Source organism: Polynucleobacter sp., from assembly GCF_044342855.1.
Classification (GTDB): domain Bacteria; phylum Pseudomonadota; class Gammaproteobacteria; order Burkholderiales; family Burkholderiaceae; genus Polynucleobacter.
The window spans coordinates 1-14,640 of sequence record NZ_JBIIPA010000024.1; the positions used below are offsets into that span (position 1 = coordinate 1).

Consider the following 14,640-nt stretch of genomic DNA (forward strand, 5'->3'; position numbering starts at 1 on the left):
GCTCAGAAGAAGGTTTGGCTAAAAACGCTTGGATCTCATGACGTTTTGGCATCGATGGTCGTCCCTTAGGTTTGGGTTCTAGGGCTGTAATACCACCTTTATTGTAGAGGCGTTGCCAAACCAAAATGGTACCAGGGGAGGCAATGTTGAAGTGGGCGGCCGCCAAGCGTGGGGATGCCCCGTAGGCGCTGATGTGCTCAAGAACTAATAGCTTGAACTGTGGAGTGTACTGTTGATAGCCCCTCTTTTGCAGGCCAGATATTCCATGTAGTTTATAGGTCAAAACCCATTTACGAACATCGGTGGTATTAAGGTCATAACTATTGGCTACCCTGAGATAGCCCCCAGACCTTAAATACTCAGTAACTACTTTTAGCTTGAACTGCGTACTGTATTTGCTCATGAAGCTGACCCCTTTGAGTTGGATTTGGTGTCCAACTTTTGTGGGTCAGTTCATGAAAAGGTGGGGGTTTTTGTTTTTTCTTCGGACTACTAAACCCATTGGCTTAACTGTAGAATGAATTGGAAGTACTTACGCTAATTAAAAAAGGCTCGCATGAACTTCTACATCAAATCCATTCTGTCTGCGGTCTGCATTATTACTTCCTCGATCGTGCTTGCTCAAATTCCGGATACGCAATATTCATAAGGGATTTCTTATATCTCTGGTGGGGTAGGCGAAGAAGAGACGCAAGTGATTTTGGCGGAGGCAAAGCAGTGGCCATTACTGCTGGAACCGTCACAATTGGAGAATGGTCGTGGAGTTTGGATTTTTGGTGCAAAGATCAAAATTGTGAATACCCAGAATCAAGTGATATTTGATGCGCAAGCAGATGGCCCTTATATTTTGATTAATTTGAATGCTGGTCAATATCAGATTGAGGCTTCTTACCAAGGGGTAACCCAGACGAGAGCTGTCAGCATTCAGGCCTCTGCGCCCCAAAAGCTGGCTATTTTTTGGAAATAAGACGCTTGCTATAGGTAATCTTGGGTGGTTCAGTCTGCTGAGTTTGGTTGAATAGCCCCTATAATCAGCTAAGCGCTTGAATTCAAAGAAATTTATTCTGTAAATGCTGTTTTAGGTCGTTTGACAGCCCTAAGTGGGTCTTGGACAATGCCTGAGGTAGTTTGATTCAAGCCACCTCTCCCGATGACAGCCACCAATTCCTCCTTTCCGCCATCAGCAGTCGCGACCCTTGAGGCTCGTGCGATCACCTGCGTGCGAGGCGATCGAGAGCTGTTTTCGGGGCTGGATCTGCAGGTATTGCCTGGCCAGTGCCTCCATATTCGTGGTGAGAACGGTGTTGGAAAAACGAGTCTATTGCGCTTACTCACTGGCCTGGCTTCCCCGGAGACTGGAGAAGTGCTTTGGAATGGCCATTCCATTAAAAAAGATGCATCGGAATATCACAGTCAGCTTTTGTTTTTGGGGCATCGCGATGCCTTGAAAGAAGATCTCAGTGCCCTAGAAAATTTACGCATGTATGCGGCAATCGATGGCGTTGCACTTTCAGAGCGGGATGCTTTTGCTCCTTTGTGGCGATTTGGTTTAAAAGGGCGCGAAGATCTACCTGTTAATTGTTTATCAGCTGGCCAGAAAAAACGGGTCTTGATGGCTCGAATGCTGACACGACGCGCACAAGTTTGGGTTTTGGATGAGCCTTTTAATACTTTAGATACCCATGCAGTATTGGAGTTGCAAGGCTTAATAGCAGAACATCTTGAGAATGGTGGACTGGCAGTCCTGACAAGTCATCAGCCCTTAGCCATTCCTGGTCTGCGAGTGCTAGATCTATGAACGCCTTTATTGCTATCGTCCATCGTGATCTATTGCTGGTGATGCGTCGCAAGAGCGAGGTGTTGACTGCACTATTTTTCTTTGTGATTGTGGCTAGCCTCTTTCCATTGGGTATTGGCGCTGATACCGCTTTACTGAGAAAGATTGCGCCTGGTGTAATTTGGGTTGCCGCTTTGCTTTCCACATTACTTGGATTGCAACGACTGTTTGCAGCTGACTACGCGGACGGCACTTTAGAGCAATTGATCTTGTCACCAAATTCCTTCACAGCATTAGTGTTTGGTAAGATTTTTGCCCATTGGTTAGTCTGTGGTCTACCTTTAGTTCTACTGGCGCCTGTCATTGGCATTCAGTTTGATTTGGATGCCCAGTCTTTAAAGGTATTGATGGCAGTCTTATTGTTGGGAACGCCCGTTTTATCCCTGCTAGGTTCTATTGGTGCGGCCCTAACTTTAGGGGTGAGGGGTGGCAGTGTATTGATGAGTCTTCTGATCTTGCCGCTTTATATCCCTGTATTAATTTTTGGTGCTGGTGCCGTGTACGCCAGCAGTGTAGGGCTTGATATCACAGGACATTTTTCACTATTGGGCGCTTTATTCATTTTGGCATTAGCATTTGTGCCTTGGGTTAGTGCTAATGCAGTCAAGATTGCTATCGAATGAGTAATGTAAATAATTTATCTTCTAGTCGCATGATGAACTGGTTCAAGTTCTCAAGCCCGAGCACTTTTTATCCGCTAGCTGGGAAAATGATTCCCTGGTTCTGGGCACTCACCATTATTTTTGGAGCTGCCGGCTTGTGGGTGAGCTTCTTTGTAGCGCCAGTAGACGCAGTGCAGGGCCAGGGTTACCGCATTATCTTTATTCATGTGCCCGCTTCTTGGATGTCCATGTTCATCTATTTAGTCATGGCCGCTTGGGCGGGATTGGGTTTGGTATTTAATACGCGCCTATCTGCCATGATGGCGCAGGCCTTAGCTCCAATTGGGGCTTGGATGGCATTCCTATCTTTATGGACGGGCGCCTTTTGGGGTAAGCCTATGTGGGGTGCTTGGTGGGCATGGGATGCGCGCTTAACTTCTGAATTAATTCTACTCTTCTTGTATCTGGGATTTATTGCATTGCAGGCCTCTATTGATAACGCCCGCCGTGCTGATAAAGCGGGTGCTATCTTAGCTTTAGTTGGCGTCGTGAATGTGCCTATTATTTATTTTTCAGTGAAATGGTGGAATACCTTGCATCAAGGCGCCTCCGTTTCATTAACGAAGGCTCCGGCCATGGCTCAGACCATGCTCTGGGGAATGCTGTTGATGGCTTTATGCCTTTGGATGTACTCAATCGCAGTAGGGTTAATGCGTGTCCGTGTCATCATTTTGGAGCGTGAGGCCCATACTGATTGGGTTAAGCAATTAAACGAGGTGAAGCGTTAATGTGGAATAGTCCAGCTGAATTCTTTGCGATGGGTGGTTATGCGCTATATGTATGGTGTAGCTTTGGTGTTTGTGCTTTAGTGTTCTTCTTAGAGCCGTTAGCTGTCCACGCGCGCCATAAGGCGATCGTACGTAGACTTCAGCGTGAAGTGATGGCGGAGCAGTTTGATCAAAAGGGTAGCAAGTGAAACCAAGATATAAACGGGCAGCCATCATTGTTGGTGCACTCATTACTATTGGTATTGCTGCAGTGCTCATTTTGAATGCGCTCAATAGCAACATTGCCTTATATGTCACGCCTAGTGAAGTGGCTGCTGGCAAATCACCTGCTGGTCAAGTTTTCCGAATTGGTGGCATGGTCAAAGATGGATCAGTTAAGCGGGATGGTTTAACGGTTCACTTTGTCATTACCGATATGGTGAAGGATATTCCTGTGGCCTACACCGGAATCCTTCCAGATTTATTTAAAGAGGGTAAGGGCGCGGTGATTCAGGGTCGCCTTAATCCAGACGGACAATTTGTTGCTAGCGAGGTATTGGCTAAGCATGATGAGAACTATATGCCTCCAGAGGCGAAGCATGCTTTAGAGCAAGCTCAAAAAAACGGAAATAAATAATGATTCCTGAGTTTGGGCATTACGCTTTAATCCTTGCTTTATGTGTCGCCATTATTCAAGGGATTCTTCCATTGGTTGGCGCGCATCAAGGTCGTCGTGAATGGATTCTGTTGGCTAGGCCGGCGGCGCAAACAGCATTCTTATTACTGGCCATCGCATTTTTAATTTTAGCCTGGAGTTTTTACTCGAATGATTTTTCTGTCCTCTACGTAGCCGAACATTCGAACTCACAAATGCCCGTCATCTATCGCTTAGGTGCGGTATGGGGTGGTCACGAAGGCTCCTTGTTGTTATGGATCGTCTTGCTATCCACTTGGACATTCTTGGTTGCTCAACTCTCTAAATCACTCGATGAATTTATGGTCGCTCGCGTGATTGGTGTTTTGGGCTTAGTGACCACGGGCCTACTCTTGTTTGTGCTCACTACATCCAATCCTTTCGAGAGACTCCTGCCGGCAGCGCAAGATGGTCGCTCATTAAATCCGCTTCTGCAAGATCCAGGCTTGGTGTTTCATCCCCCAATGCTCTATATGGGCTATGTTGGTTTCTCTGTAGCATTCGCCTTTGCAATCGCCTCTTTGTTATCTGGCCGCCTCGATGCTGCTTGGGCGCGCTGGTCACGTCCTTGGACAACAGCTGCCTGGGTATTTCTGACGCTCGGTATCGCACTAGGTTCTTGGTGGGCTTATTACGAATTGGGTTGGGGTGGTTGGTGGTTTTGGGATCCAGTTGAAAATGCCTCATTTATTCCTTGGTTAGTTGGTACTGCATTGCTACATTCTTTAGCAGTTACCGAGAAGCGTGGCGGATTCAAGAGTTGGACAGTGTTGTTAGCTATCACTGCTTTCTCACTTTCTCTTCTGGGAACTTTCTTGGTTCGCTCTGGAGTTCTGACTTCAGTGCACGCATTTGCGACTGATCCAAGGCGCGGCATCTTTATTTTGATTTTCTTGGTTTTGGTAGTCGGCTCTTCCTTAGCGCTCTATGCTTGGCGCGCTCCCAACAGCACGCTTGGCGGCAAGTTCAACTTAACTTCGCGCGAAACCTTTATTTTGCTCGGCAATGTTTTTTTGGTAGTGTCTGCCGCCTCTGTGCTGTTGGGGACTCTCTACCCCTTGCTGATTGATGCTTTGCATCTAGGGAAGATCTCAGTAGGGCCTCCATACTTCAACAGCGTCTTTGTGCCCATCATGATTCCTTTGCTGGTGCTAATGGGAATCGGGCCTTGGACTAGCTGGAAAAACTCCAATCTATTGGATGTTATCAAGCGCTTGTGGATCGCAGCTCTTGTAGCAGTGATTGCTGCAGCTTTGATTCCGTTTGTAATGGGTGAATTTACCTGGCTCAGCAGCCTAGGTTTTTTATTGGCTTTCTGGGTAATTGCTTCAGGCGTTCTACAGATTATTCGCCAGGCAAAAGCGGGCAAGCCAACACGTTCATTTATTGGTATGCAAGTAGCCCATCTGGGTATCGCGGTATTCGTGATTGGTGTCACTATGGTGGGCGGCTACCAAGAAGAAAAAGATGTACGCATGCTTGCAGGTGAAAGCGTGAGTGTTGGCGGCTATGACATTCAGCTTCAAGGCGTTGCTGCAGCACCCGGTCCGAACTACAAGGCAATGCGGGGCACTTTCTTGCTAACCCGGAACGGCAATCTAGAAGCTACAATGTACCCAGAAAAGCGCAGCTATTTCTCTTCAACTATGCCAATGACTGAGGCAGCAATTGATGCGGGCCTCACCAGAGACATCTATGTTTCATTGGGTGAAGAGTTGGAAGATAAGGCGTGGGCCGTACGCGTCTATTACAAGCCTTTTGTCGATTGGATTTGGGGTGGTTGTTTGTTGATGGCATTGGGTGGCGTATTAGCAATGTCGGATAAGCGTTATCGCATGAGGCTGAAGAAAGCTGCAGCATGAAAGCCAAGTTTTTAATTCCACTCCTCTTGTTTGTGATTTTGGTTGGATTTTTAGCAGTAGGTTTAAATCGTGATCCCCATGAGGTCCTTTCGCCACTGATTGGTAAGCAAGCTCCTGCTTTTGAATTGCCTCAATTGGCAGATCCTCAAAAAACCTTTTCTCCCGAAAGCATGAAAGGTAAGCCCTGGATTTTGAACGTTTGGGCCTCCTGGTGTGTTGCTTGCCGTGAAGAGCATCCCGTTTTAGTTGAGCTGGGTAAGTTACAGATCGCGCCGATTATTGGATTGGATTACAAAGACAAGCGTGATGATGCTATGGCCATGCTTGCTCGCCAAGGCAATCCTTATGTTTTATCGGCATTTGATGCCAATGGTCGAGTGGGGATTGATTACGGCGTTTATGGCGTTCCGGAGACCTATGTGATTGATAAGGCTGGCGTGATTCGGTTTAAGCATATCGGGCCAATCACGATGGAGTTATTGAGTAATAAGATTATTCCGCTGCTGGGTGAGCTCAAGTGATTTTGAAAATGTTTCTCTTACTTGTTCTATCAACGATTGCGCTTGCTTGCGCAACGAATATTACATTTGCTAAAGATGCTGCTCCGCTTGCAGATGACCCGGTCACCGAGCAGCGTCTCATTGCTATTTCAGAAGAGATGCGTTGCCTGGTTTGTCAGAATGAATCTCTTGCAGGCTCACGTTCTGATTTGGCAAATGATTTGCGTCGAGAAATTCGCGTCTTGATTAATGAGGGTAAGACGGACGAGCAAATTCGGAATTTCATGGTGGAGCGTTATGGCGACTTTGTTTTATATCGTCCACCCGTAAAGCCGATCACTTGGCTCTTGTGGATAGGCCCCTTTGTTATTTTGCTCGCAGGCATTATTGGTTTAATGGTTTATCTGCGCCGAAGAAATCAAAGCGTGCCGAGCAATACCCTATCCGCTGAGGATAACCGTCGTATTGATGCGCTACTTCAGGATGCAAAATCCAGCTCAACAGAAAATGCACATGACTAGTTTTTTAATACCCGCTCTCCTATTATTGATCTTGGTTTTGGTCCTCTTATTGCGCCCATTATTTTTCCCGGCAAAAGAATCTGCAACCTCACGCCGTCAGATGAATGCTGCCATTTACAGGGAAGAGCTTGATAAGCTTGAGGCTGATCGTTCGGCTGGCACTGTTGATGCGGATAGTTATGAGCAGGTGCATGCAGAAATGCGTCAACGACTTTTTCAAGATACGGATGAGGCGGATGATCTCGCTGTACTCGGCTCCCCAAAGAAAACCATCATTGGAATCTGTCTTTTTGTGGTGTTGCTTTCAGTAGGCTTTTATTTCTATCTTGGCGACGCTTATCGCATTGCTGAAATGAATGCTGAGAAACCAATGACCCAAGAGTCAGTTGAAAAGATGGTTGCAGAGTTTGCCGCGAAGATGGAAAAAGAGCCGGATAATTTGAAGGGCTGGGCTATGTTGGCGCGCTCCTATCGAATTTTGGGCCGCAATACTGAGGCTGCAAATGCCTATGCTCGTGCCGGATCTTTTGTCGATGCTGATCCGCAATTATTGGCAGACTATGCTGATGTATTGGCGGCAAATGCGAATGGCAATTTTGCAGGTAAGCCTCAGCAATTGATTAATAAAGCATTGACTCTAGACCCGAATAATTTACTGGCGCTGTGGCTTTCTGGTACCGCAGCTTTTAACGCGCAAAACTATAAAGCCGCAGTGCAATCCTGGGGGGAGTTAGCCAAGCAATTGCCTCCTGAAACAGATGAAGCGCGTGCAATTGCTGGCTCCATTGCCGAAGCTCGCAGTAAAGGAGGACTTCCTCCTGCTATTGCACCAGCAATTAGCAATCAAGGTGTGAGCGGGCAGGTGGGTATATCGCCTGAGCTTCAATCTAAGGTTAAAGCGGGTGATATTTTGATGGTGATTGCGCGCAAGCCAGGTGAGCGCATGCCAGTTGCAGTTCTCAAGACTGCTGTGAATACTTTCCCAATAAGTTTTGTTCTGAATGACGCTTTGGCTATGAATCCCAGCGCCTTGATCTCTCAATTGCCTGAGGTGTCAGTTGAGGTGCGCATTTCCAAAACGGGAATGGCCATGCCAGAATCAGGCGACTTGATATCTCCACCCCAAACGATCAAGGTGGGCACGAGCAATACCCGCCTAATGATCAATCAAGTCAGGCCTTAATTAGCCTCTACCTACAAATGGCATATTGGTTGCCATGATGGTCATCGATAGAATATTGCTCTCTAGCGGCAGTTGAGCCATATGTAGGACGGCTTGCCCAACGTGATCTACATCCATGAGTGGCTCCACCTTTTTTGAGCCATCGGCTTGGAGAATTCCGGCTGCCATCGGGATGGTCATTTCAGTGCCTGCATTACCAATATCAATTTGACCGCAGGCAATGTTGAATGGGCGCCCATCCAAAGCAATAGATTTGGTTAGTCCAGTAATTGCATGCTTGGTAGTTGTATATGGTGCCGACATGGGGCGAGGTGCATGTGCTGAAATGGAGCCATTGTTGATGATTCGGCCGCCTTGCGGTGACTGCGCCTTCATCATGCGGATGGCTTCTTGTGAGCACAGGAAGGCGCCACAGAGATTGGCATTAACGACACTCATCCACAGCTCGTAACTCACCTCTTCCATAGGTATTGCTGGAGCTCCTATGCCGGCATTGTTAAAAAGTACATCAATACGGCCAAATTGTTTTTTAATAGCTGAAAATAAGTGTTTTACCTCCTCTGGCTTTCCCACATCACAAGTAACTGCCAAGCAGCTTTGATTGCTTCCACCTATGTCTTGGATGGCTTGATTGAGTTTTTCAATATTTCTACCGGTTAGGACCACGCGAAATCCGCCCTGCAAAAGTGCTTTTGCCGCAGCCTTGCCGATACCTGTCCCAGCTCCAGTTACTAGTGCTACCTTATTGGGGCTTAAGTTCATTGTGATCCTAATGGTTCTTTGAAAACCCCAATCTTATCCCGAATTTATTTAAATTCATTCGAATAAATTCATTCCGCTCTTGATCCCTGGGCTCGGGGGCATAATTGCAAAAACAAGAAGAATTCTTATGGACTTCATACGCAAAAATATCTATAACCCTCTGGCAGTTGGCGTCGCCTTTTTAATTCTGGTTGCCATCCTTTTTGCCATCTTGTGGGTTTTGGTGCCACCACCGCCGAGATCAATTGAGTTGGCTACTGGCTTTCCAACTGGGCTGTATCAACAGTTTGGGGAAAAAATTCAAGCTGAATTAGCTCGGGAGGGTGTGTCACTGAAGTTGCGAACCACGGGCGGCACTAGTGATAACTTGGCTTTATTAAGTAACCCCGAGTCTGGTGTTGATTTTGCAATGGTGCAGGGTGGCGTGGCCGATTTGTCTAAGCATCCCAATTTTGTTTCAATCGCTGGCGTATTTTATGAGCCGGCATGGGTTTGGTATCGAGAGTCTAGCTTTCAGAATGAAAGCTGGACGATTGGGCTTATTGAGCCAGCTAAAAGGTAAGCGTGTATCTATCGGGAATCAAGGGAGTGGTACATTAACCTTGACTACTCAGCTACTCGAAGCAAGCGGAATGAGTCTGAATGATTTGCGTGCAGAAAAGTTAAAGCCACTCGATGCATTAGAGAAGTTCAAAAAAGGTGAGTTGGACGCTGTATTTTTAGTTAGCGCAGCTGAGGCCCCTTTGGTTAGGAGCTTCTATGAAACCCCTGGCATTCGCTTGATGAATTTTGAGCAGGCTGATGCCTATGTACATTTATTTCCTTTTCTCTCAAAGGTGACGGTCCCTCGTGGAGTGGTTAGTATTTCGTACGATCTTCCGCGTCAGGATATACAGGTGTTGGCCGCCACGGCAACCTTGGTGGGGAAGAATGATCTGAGTCCTGTTTTAGTAACTTTATTGCTAGGTGAAACATACGACATTTTAAAAACCTATTCTTATTTGCAAAAGCCGGGAGAGTTTCCATCTGGTGCAGGACTGGATTTTCCTGTGCATGTAGATGCTGAAATCTACTTAAAAGATGGGCCTTCTTTCTTGCATCGTCATCTACCTTTTTGGACAGCAGTCTGGATTGGACGTTTTGCAAAAATTGTCATTCCGCTGCTAGTCATTTTGATTCCTTTGTTTACCTATATTCCTGCTGCTAAGAATTTACTACTGCGGCTTAAATTGTCCCAGGTATATGAGGAGTTGAAAGTGATTGAAAAAAATGCATCTAATTCAGTATTAAAAGAAAAAAACTTTAAGGATTTAGCTGACATTGAGCGAAGAGTGGGGAACATCAAAGTCTCCATGCTCGATGCTAAAGAGCTTTATGACTTGAAGGGCCATGTGGGGGAAGTGCGCGGTCGTTTGAATTTGTACCCCTGATTTTTGGTAAACGCCTAAAATAAGACCATGACTCTTTCAAGCCTTTCGCCGCCGCTCACCCCCTTTAAAGAGGTGGTAGATTCTCTACGGGGTGATGGTTTTGCGATCGTCTCTGCGGGGGATGTTGCGCAAATAGCGCATGTCGACCTCGATCAATTGCAAGATCTCACCCAGTTTTGGGAAGAATTACCGCGTGATCCCTATCTCAGGGATGGTGGACGCTATCGTTTTCGCCGCCATTCTAGTTTTGAGATCAAAGGTGAGTTTTTGACTATGGTGCCGCATCGCGCCCATTGGCAGTCTGTGAAATACAACGCATTACATGGCGGTATAGAGCGCTGGTTTGAGCCGTCACAAACTCAACTCACAAGCAATCCTGCCTGGGGATCTCTTTTACTTGGTTTGGCTCATGTATTGAATGGTGTCAAGCAAGTAAATACCTGGTTTGTTGAGGCGCACCAATTTAGGATTGATACAACCGATGGAATTGGGCGACCAACTCCTGAGGGGGCCCATCGCGATGGCGTAGATTTTGTAGCTGTATTTTTACTTAATCGAGTTGGTATTAAAGGCGGGGAAACTCGTATTTTTGATTCAGGTGGTTCTGCTGGTTTGCGGTTTACGCTAACTGAGCCTTGGTCTTTATTGCTCATGAATGATGAAAGAATGATTCATGAATCCACTCCCATTCAGCCTCTAGGGCCCCATGGGTTTAGAGATACTCTGGTGCTGACCTTCCGCTCAAATGGCTTCCAGGATTCACCCAATCGTAGTCAGCAGTAAATCTTGATGCGCTTTAAACCTACCGGTTATACACCCCTGATGCTCATGGCGCAAACTTGCGCGCTGTTGGGTTTCGCTTGTTATGCCGTAGTGCTGACAACTTTGCAGGAAGAGTGGCATCTCAGTAATTTGCAATCAGGCTTAATTGCTAGCGCTTTTTTCTTTGGTTATATGCTGATGGTCCCATTAGCTACAGCGCTTACAGATCGCATTGATGCAAAAAAAGTTTATCTCATAGGCGGTGTTTCAGCGACTTGTAGTTTATTAGGTATGGGCCTCTTTGCCTATAACTTTTGGACTGCCTTGATCTTTATGGCACTTAATGGCGCTGGTTTGGCAGGCACCTATATGCCAGGCTTAAAAATTCTATCGGACCGCATTAAAACAGGTGAGCTAACACGCCACATTGCTTTCTATACCGCTTTCTTTGGAATTGGTACCGGCTTCTCTTACCTCTGCTCAGGCTGGATTTTGGATAGTTTAGGTTGGCGCTACGTTTTCGGAATCATTGCCTTAGGCCCATTCACTGCTTTGATGATTGTGCTTCTATTTATTCCCGCTCTCACTCATGAAAAATGGCATGGTCCAATTCGGATTCGATTGCACGATATTTTTCCGGTTGATAAGTGGCGCTTAGTTTTGCAAGATAAAACAGCTTCAGGTTTTATTTTTGGTTACACCGTGCACTCAATAGAGTTGTTTGCTTCTCGTAGTTGGATAGTAGCTTTTTTTGGTTTCTGTGCGATCGTGACAGGCGACCCTTTTCTATTGACTGCCACCACCCTTGCTGGCGTGATTAATTTTTTTGGTGTTCCGGCATCCATCATTGGAAATGAAATTGCCTTAAGGATAGGGCGCCAAAAATGGATCTTCTTTGTCATGCTATCTAGCGCAGCATGTGGAGTGGCGCTAGCTTCTTCAACCGGACAATCTTGGGGGTTGATCGTTGCTTTAGCAGTAGGGCACACTATTTTTATCATGGCTGATTCTGCTACTCTGACAGCCGGTTTAGTGGTTAGCGCTCAAGAAAATATTAAAGGCGCTGCAATGGGACTTCACTCCTTAATGGGTTTTGGAGGCGGCTTATTGGGCCCAGCTATCTTTGGCTTTGTACTCGATTTAACCGGGTCACGCGCCTCACAAATGTCTTGGGTTTGGGCTTATGCCGCTGTTGTAGTCTGGGGCGTTCTGTTTGTTCTTTACGAGCGACGTAATGGTTGGGTCAGCAAGCCTCTAACCCGCAATTAATGATTCATTCATGAACTCTAGCTTGCCAAGCAATAGCTGTTATCACTGTGGGAGTTTCATTCTTCCTGGTGACTCCTATGAGCTTGAGCTTGGCGGTATTAATAGAAAATTCTGTTGTGCTGGTTGTATGGCAATTGCGCAAACTATCCACGGCGAAGGTCTTGAGGTCTTTTATGCACGACGCGCACAGTCAAGCGATAAGCCTGCGGCTTACCTTGCCTCAAACGAAATTCCCGATAGCCTTGCTCCCTACGACGATCCCTCTTTGCTTGGTCGCTACACTCGGCCCAGTGGTGAAGATGGAAATTTAGAGACAACCTTAAGGCTTGAAAAGATTCGTTGTGCTGCCTGTGTCTGGTTGTGTGAGCAGCATTTGCGACGCATTCCGGGTGTGAAGGATGTGCAGATTAATTATGTGAGTCAAAAAGTAAAGGCAGAATTTTCACCTGAACAAACTAGCCTAGCGCGTTTGCTATTTGAAGTGGAGCGCATTGGCTACGAAGCTTGGCCTTTTGATCCTTCACTTTCCATTGAAAAGTCTAAAAAAGAACGCCGTCAATTACTTACGCGACTGGGAGTTGCGCTTCTGGGCATGATGCAGGTCATGATGTACGCGTGGCCTAGCTATGTAGGCGATAGTGACATCACTGCGGAGTATGACCTGTTACTAGGTTGGACTAGTTGGGCCCTCACTGTTCCGGTGATGGTCTATTCGGCAGGTCCAATTTTTCAAGCAGCATGGCGTAGTGTTGCTTCATTTCGTCAAACGCATATGCTCGGCATGGATGTGCCAATTGCCCTAGCTTTGGCGCTAGCATTTAGTGCTGGTACGGTGAATCTTGCAACTGGTTCAGGCCAAGGTTACTTTGATTCCATCACTATGTTTGTCGCCTTTATTTTGGCTGCTCGCTATGTGGAGTTATTGGCTCGCCAAGATGCGCAGGGTGGAGCGGAGGCTTTAGCAAAACAGTTGCCCGCGACCTGTGAGAGAGTGCCGAACTATCCAGCATCTCAGCAAGTGGAAATCGTGCCAGTGATTAACTGCAACCCCGGTGAGGTTCTTCGCGTTCCTCCAGGTGATGTTGTTCCGGCCGATGGTATTTTGATCGAGTGTGAGAGTGCTCTGGATGAGTCACTTCTGACTGGTGAATCTAAGCCAATTGATAAGAAGATTGGTGATCGAGTCTATGCAGGCACACACAATATTCTGAATCCCATGTTGATGAGAATCGATGCAGTCGGTCAGTCGACTCGCATCGCTGGTATCGCATCATTACTTGATCAGGCATTGCAAGCCAAGCCTTTGATGGTAAGTCTCGCTGAAAAGTGGGCTGGATACTTTGTCAGCTTTCTGTTGATTGCTGCTTTTCTGTCTTCAGTAATTTGGTGGTACGTCGATCCCAGCAGAGCTTGGACGGTTTTGGTTTCTGTATTGGTTGCTAGTTGTCCTTGCGCTCTGTCACTCGCTGTGCCGACGGCTATGGCAGCAGCTCAAGGCGCTGTTACTAAATTAGGCTTATTGATTGTGCGTGGTCACGTACTCGAAGGCTTGGTTAAATCAACTGACTTGGTGCTGGACAAAACTGGCACGCTCACTATGGGTCAACCAGAATTAAAAGAAGTCCTGATTGCTCATCCAGAGTTTTCAAGAGCGGATGTTCTCAGTCTGGCTGCGTCAATTGAGGCGGGCCAAAAACATCCCCTTGCACTTTCTATATTGCGTGCTGCTGAAGCTGAGAATTGCTCTCCAGCCGTTTTATCTGAAGCGGTTACTAATCAATTGGGCAAAGGTCTGAGCTCAGGTGTATATCGATTGGGAAGCGCTGCTTGGACGGGCGCTCAACCGATTGCGCAAGAAGGGCAGTATGGTCAAGTCCATTTATCCGATAACAAAGGAGTGATTGCCAGTTTTCTATTTCTGGATACTCCAAGGGTTGGGCTTGAAAAATTATTGGCAGCTGCAAAATCTCGCAAGATCACTGTGCATTTAGTTTCCGGTGATGATCCTGCGACCGTAGCATGGTGGTCGGATCGAGTGGGTATTGACAGATTCAAGGGTGCCTGCTCGCCAGAAGATAAATATCACTACATTGAGCATTTGCAAAATGCAGGTCACTTTGTTTGGGCTATTGGCGATGGCATTAACGATGCGCCCTTGTTGGCAAAAGCAGATGTCTCGATTGCTGTTGGTGCCGGCGCGCCTCTTGCTACCGCAGGCGCAGATGCGATTTTGACTGCGAGCTCCTTAGCTCCTTTAGCGCAATCTCTATTGTTGGCGGATAAGACCCAGCGGATTATTAAAGAAAACCTCATCTGGGCTCTGATTTACAACTTGCTGGCGATTCCGGCGGCCATGATGGGTTGGGTCAACCCCTGGGTTGCGGGTATCGGCATGTCCTTATCCTCGCTGGCAGTCACATTAAACGCCTGGCGCCTCAGAAAGGCCTAGAC

General features: G+C 46.9%; 17 protein-coding genes. 15 read left to right on the forward strand and 2 right to left on the reverse strand.

The window, feature by feature from the left end:
- Window positions 1-403, reverse strand: a 403-nt coding sequence (locus tag ACIQZ3_RS08215) for a transposase (protein ID WP_397392097.1), incomplete at its 3' end; no start/stop codon positions are given.
- 291 nt (window positions 404-694) lie between these two features.
- Here ACIQZ3_RS08215 and ACIQZ3_RS08220 point away from each other — a divergent pair.
- The 10 genes from ACIQZ3_RS08220 to ccmI all read left to right on the forward strand — a co-directional run bounded on the left by ACIQZ3_RS08220 (window position 695) and on the right by ccmI (window position 7,966).
- Window positions 695-967 (forward strand): carboxypeptidase-like regulatory domain-containing protein, encoded by a 273-nt coding sequence (locus ACIQZ3_RS08220; protein ID WP_397392099.1) that lies wholly within the window; start codon window positions 695-697, stop codon window positions 965-967.
- Between the two features lie 183 nt (window positions 968-1,150).
- Entirely contained in the window at window positions 1,151-1,798 is a 648-nt protein-coding gene (ccmA, locus tag ACIQZ3_RS08225; protein ID WP_397392101.1) for a cytochrome c biogenesis heme-transporting ATPase CcmA, read from the forward strand.
- Window positions 1,795-2,460 (forward strand): heme exporter protein CcmB, encoded by a 666-nt coding sequence (gene ccmB / locus ACIQZ3_RS08230; RefSeq protein ID WP_397392103.1) that lies wholly within the window; start codon window positions 1,795-1,797, stop codon window positions 2,458-2,460. Before ccmA ends, ccmB begins: the two co-directional genes overlap by 4 nt.
- Window positions 2,457-3,227, forward strand: a complete 771-nt coding sequence (ccmC, locus tag ACIQZ3_RS08235) for a heme ABC transporter permease CcmC (RefSeq protein ID WP_397392105.1) — start codon at window positions 2,457-2,459, stop codon at window positions 3,225-3,227. The genes ccmB and ccmC overlap by 4 nt, the downstream gene beginning before the upstream one ends.
- The gene (ccmD, locus tag ACIQZ3_RS08240) at window positions 3,227-3,415 is read left to right on the forward strand and encodes a heme exporter protein CcmD (RefSeq protein WP_397392107.1); all 189 of its coding nucleotides are present in this window, start codon (window positions 3,227-3,229) and stop codon (window positions 3,413-3,415) included. Before ccmC ends, ccmD begins: the two co-directional genes overlap by 1 nt.
- Window positions 3,412-3,843: a cytochrome c maturation protein CcmE gene (gene ccmE / locus ACIQZ3_RS08245; RefSeq protein WP_397392109.1), complete on the forward strand. Its 432-nt coding sequence runs from the start codon at window positions 3,412-3,414 to the stop codon at window positions 3,841-3,843. Before ccmD ends, ccmE begins: the two co-directional genes overlap by 4 nt.
- Complete coding sequence (locus tag ACIQZ3_RS08250) at window positions 3,843-5,762, forward strand: heme lyase CcmF/NrfE family subunit (RefSeq protein WP_397392111.1); 1,920 nt, start codon at window positions 3,843-3,845, stop codon at window positions 5,760-5,762. Before ccmE ends, ACIQZ3_RS08250 begins: the two co-directional genes overlap by 1 nt.
- Entirely contained in the window at window positions 5,759-6,283 is a 525-nt protein-coding gene (locus ACIQZ3_RS08255) for a DsbE family thiol:disulfide interchange protein (RefSeq protein WP_397392113.1), read from the forward strand. The genes ACIQZ3_RS08250 and ACIQZ3_RS08255 overlap by 4 nt, the downstream gene beginning before the upstream one ends.
- Window positions 6,284-6,291: 8 nt before the next feature.
- Window positions 6,292-6,783, forward strand: coding sequence for a cytochrome c-type biogenesis protein CcmH (locus ACIQZ3_RS08260; protein ID WP_397392115.1), 492 nt, complete (start codon window positions 6,292-6,294; stop codon window positions 6,781-6,783).
- Entirely contained in the window at window positions 6,776-7,966 is a 1,191-nt protein-coding gene (gene ccmI, locus ACIQZ3_RS08265; RefSeq protein ID WP_397392117.1) for a c-type cytochrome biogenesis protein CcmI, read from the forward strand. The genes ACIQZ3_RS08260 and ccmI overlap by 8 nt, the downstream gene beginning before the upstream one ends.
- Here ccmI and ACIQZ3_RS08270 read toward each other — a convergent pair whose 3' ends face one another.
- On the reverse strand, window positions 7,967-8,728 hold the full coding sequence (locus ACIQZ3_RS08270) for an SDR family oxidoreductase (protein ID WP_397392119.1): 762 nt from the start codon (window positions 8,726-8,728) through the stop codon (window positions 7,967-7,969).
- 127 nt (window positions 8,729-8,855) lie between these two features.
- Between ACIQZ3_RS08270 and ACIQZ3_RS08275 the strand changes: the two genes are divergently transcribed.
- From ACIQZ3_RS08275 to ACIQZ3_RS08295, 5 genes are read left to right on the forward strand one after another with little or no spacing between them, the layout of a single operon-like run.
- Window positions 8,856-9,290, forward strand: a complete 435-nt coding sequence (locus tag ACIQZ3_RS08275; protein ID WP_397392120.1) for a hypothetical protein — start codon at window positions 8,856-8,858, stop codon at window positions 9,288-9,290.
- A complete protein-coding gene (locus ACIQZ3_RS08280; RefSeq protein WP_397392122.1) occupies window positions 9,247-10,158 on the forward strand; it encodes a TAXI family TRAP transporter solute-binding subunit in 912 nt (303 codons plus the stop codon). The genes ACIQZ3_RS08275 and ACIQZ3_RS08280 overlap by 44 nt, the downstream gene beginning before the upstream one ends.
- A gap of 27 nt (window positions 10,159-10,185) precedes the next feature.
- Window positions 10,186-10,941: a 2OG-Fe dioxygenase family protein gene (locus tag ACIQZ3_RS08285; protein WP_397392124.1), complete on the forward strand. Its 756-nt coding sequence runs from the start codon at window positions 10,186-10,188 to the stop codon at window positions 10,939-10,941.
- A 6-nt stretch (window positions 10,942-10,947) separates the two neighbouring features.
- Window positions 10,948-12,189 (forward strand): MFS transporter, encoded by a 1,242-nt coding sequence (locus tag ACIQZ3_RS08290; RefSeq protein WP_397392162.1) that lies wholly within the window; start codon window positions 10,948-10,950, stop codon window positions 12,187-12,189.
- Between the two features lie 10 nt (window positions 12,190-12,199).
- Entirely contained in the window at window positions 12,200-14,638 is a 2,439-nt protein-coding gene (locus ACIQZ3_RS08295; RefSeq protein ID WP_397392126.1) for a heavy metal translocating P-type ATPase, read from the forward strand.
- The last annotated feature ends 2 nt before the right edge of the window (window positions 14,639-14,640 follow it).